A 2565-nucleotide genomic window follows, 5' to 3' on the forward strand; every position below is an offset into this window, starting at 1 on the left:
GAGGGGACCCCTCACGGCAACCCGCAACCCCCTGTGCAAACCCCCACCCCCGGCCGGGGGAACGGGGCAAAGCCGTGAAGGGTCCCTTCACAGTCAAATCGACTGTGAAGGGACCCTTCACGGCCAACACTCACGCGACTTTGCCGGGACCCTGGCAAATAGGGCTGTGAGGGGACCCCCCGTTCCCGGGGTCACAGCTGCACGTCGGGATGCAGGCCGGAGGTGCGCCAGAGCCGTCGCCGGGTCACCACCAGGCTGGTCGCGGCGAGGAAGAGCACCGTGTAGGCGCCGAGGACGACGAAGTCCCGCAGCAGGTGCTCGGCCAGGCCGCCGGAGAGGGTCACCCGCAGCCCGTCGACGAGATAGGTCATCGGCAGCAGCGGGTTGAGCGCCTGGAACAGCTGCGGGGTGGTCGGCATCGGGTACAGGCCGCCGCACGAGGTGAGCTGGACGATGAGCAGGACCAGGGAAAGCACGTCGCCGAATGCGCCCAGTGCGGTGCGCAGGAAGTGGGCGACGGCGACGAAACCCGCGGCCGCCACGGCCAGCAGCAGCACGGTCCCCGCGGCGTGCCGGGGGTGCAGCCCCAGGCCGATCTCGGCCACCGCGTAAAGGATCAGCGCCGCGACCACGCCGAGCATCGCGCCCGGCAGCCACCCTCCCACCGCGATCGAGACCGCGGGCACGCGTCCGGCGAGCGCGCGAGGGTTGACCGGGCGCAGCAGCAGGCAGGCGACCAGCCCGAAGATCCACAGGGCGATCGAGAAGAGGAACGGCGCCAGGCCCCGGCCGTAGGGGCCCGCCGGGTTCAGGTTGGTGCGGCCGATGTCGACCGGGGAACCGAGCACCGAGGCGGCGTGGGCGACCTGCTCGGGGCTGGTGGGCGGGATCTCCGAAAGCGCGTCGGTGACGACAGTGCCGAGGTCCGTGGCGCCGTCGTGAGCCTGCCCGGCCGCGGTCTGCATCGTGCCCGCCCCCTGGTGCAGGGTGGCCAGCCCGCCGGTGAGGGTGTTCGCGCCGGTGGTGGCGGTGCGCGCACCGGTGTCGATGAGCTGGACCGGGGCCGCCGCGTCCAGCACGCGCCGCTGCACCGCGCCGATCCCGCCCTGAAGCTGCCGGGCCTGGTGCAGGGCTTCCTGTGCGTTGGCGGCGGCCGCGGCGGCCTCGCCGTCGATCCGTCCCGCGGCGGCGTCGAGCTGCTCGGCGTCGGCGAGCGCGGCCTGGTACGCGCGGTGGTCCCGCAGGCCCGGCACTTCCCCGGCGAGCTGGTTCAGGTTCGCCACGGCACGGGCGGTGCCGTCCTTGACCAGGCTGGTGCCCGCGCGCACCGCCGCGAGTCCCTGTGCGGTCTGGTTCGCCGCGTCGACCAGTGTCGCCGCCGCGGCGGGCAGCTCCGCGGCGGTCGCCCGGGTCAGTCCGGTGGTGAGCGCGTCGAGCCCGGCGACCCCCTGGTTGATCTGCTTCAGCCCGTCGCCGACCTGCCCCGCGCCCTGCTGGAGCGCGCCGGTACCCGACACCAGCGTCTTCGCGCCCTCCTGCGCCACCCGGGTGGTGTCCACCAGGTGCCGGGCGCCGTCGGAAGCGGTGGCCAGCTGGGCCCGGACCCCGGAAAGCTCTCCGTAGAGCGCTTTCACATAGGAGGCGTGCACCGCGGCGTTGATCTGTTCCTGCAGTTGCGGCTGCACGACCTCGGTCATGATTCCCGCGAGGTAGTTGTTCGCGTCGTTCAGGCCCAGGACGATTCCGGCGCGCTGGGGATCGGGGTCGCCCGCGGTGGCGAGACGGGCGCTGAAATCGGCCGGAATGGTGACGGTGAAGTAGTAGCGGCCCTTCGCCAGGCCGTCGTGCGCCTCACCGGGCCCGACGAAGTGCCAGTCGAAGGTGCCCGCGGCCTTGAGCTGCCGGGCCAGCTGCCTGCCCGCGTCCACCCGCTCCCCCTGCTGCGTGAACGCGGACAGGTCGGCGTTCACCACGGCCACCGGGATGCGGTCCGCCCTGCGGTAGGGATCCCAGTTCGCCCAGAGGTACAGGACACCGCACAGCAGCGGTACCAGGCACAGCAGCAGCGGGACGAACCGGCGCCACGGCCCCCGGAAACGGCGCAGTTCCAGCAGTGCCAGTCCCAGGGCGGTCATCGGGCGATCTCCTCCTCGTCCTCCTCCGGCTCCGGCAACCGGTCCCCCGACAGGCTCGGCAGGCCGACGGTGACCACGGCGGCGGGACGGACCGGGGGGTCCGTCGCCGCGGCGAGCACCGTGATGCCGCGGCCGCGCACCCGGTCCAGCGCCTGCCACACCTGGTCCCGCTGGGGCGCGGTGCACCCTCGCTCGACGTCGTCCACCACCACTGCGGCCGGCCGCTCCGCGACCGTGAGGGCCACCGCCAGCAGCGTGGAGGTGGCCGGGTCCAGCTCCTCGACCAGTGCGTCCGCGGGCGGGTCGATACCGGTCAGTGCGCAGGCCGACTCGATACCCTCCGCGGTCACTCCCCGGCCGATCTAGCGGCGTTCGGCCATCAGCTCCCGCACCCGCAGCCGCCCCTCCAGCCCCGTCGCGGGTTCCGCCC

Annotated in this window: 2 protein-coding genes; both read right to left on the minus strand. The window is 73.4% G+C overall.

The genetic code is table 11. The features are described from left to right. Positions 1-191: 191 nt before the first annotated feature. A complete protein-coding gene (locus FNH05_RS35920) occupies positions 192-2135 on the minus strand; it encodes a YhgE/Pip domain-containing protein (protein WP_144593296.1) in 1944 nt (647 codons plus the stop codon). Next, positions 2132-2485: a hypothetical protein gene (locus tag FNH05_RS35925; protein ID WP_144593297.1), complete on the minus strand. Its 354-nt coding sequence runs from the start codon at positions 2483-2485 to the stop codon at positions 2132-2134. The genes FNH05_RS35920 and FNH05_RS35925 overlap by 4 nt, the downstream gene beginning before the upstream one ends. Positions 2486-2565: the final 80 nt, after the last annotated feature.

It is taken from the genome of Amycolatopsis rhizosphaerae (genome assembly GCF_007713715.1).
Lineage (GTDB): Bacteria > Actinomycetota > Actinomycetes > Mycobacteriales > Pseudonocardiaceae > Amycolatopsis_E > Amycolatopsis_E rhizosphaerae.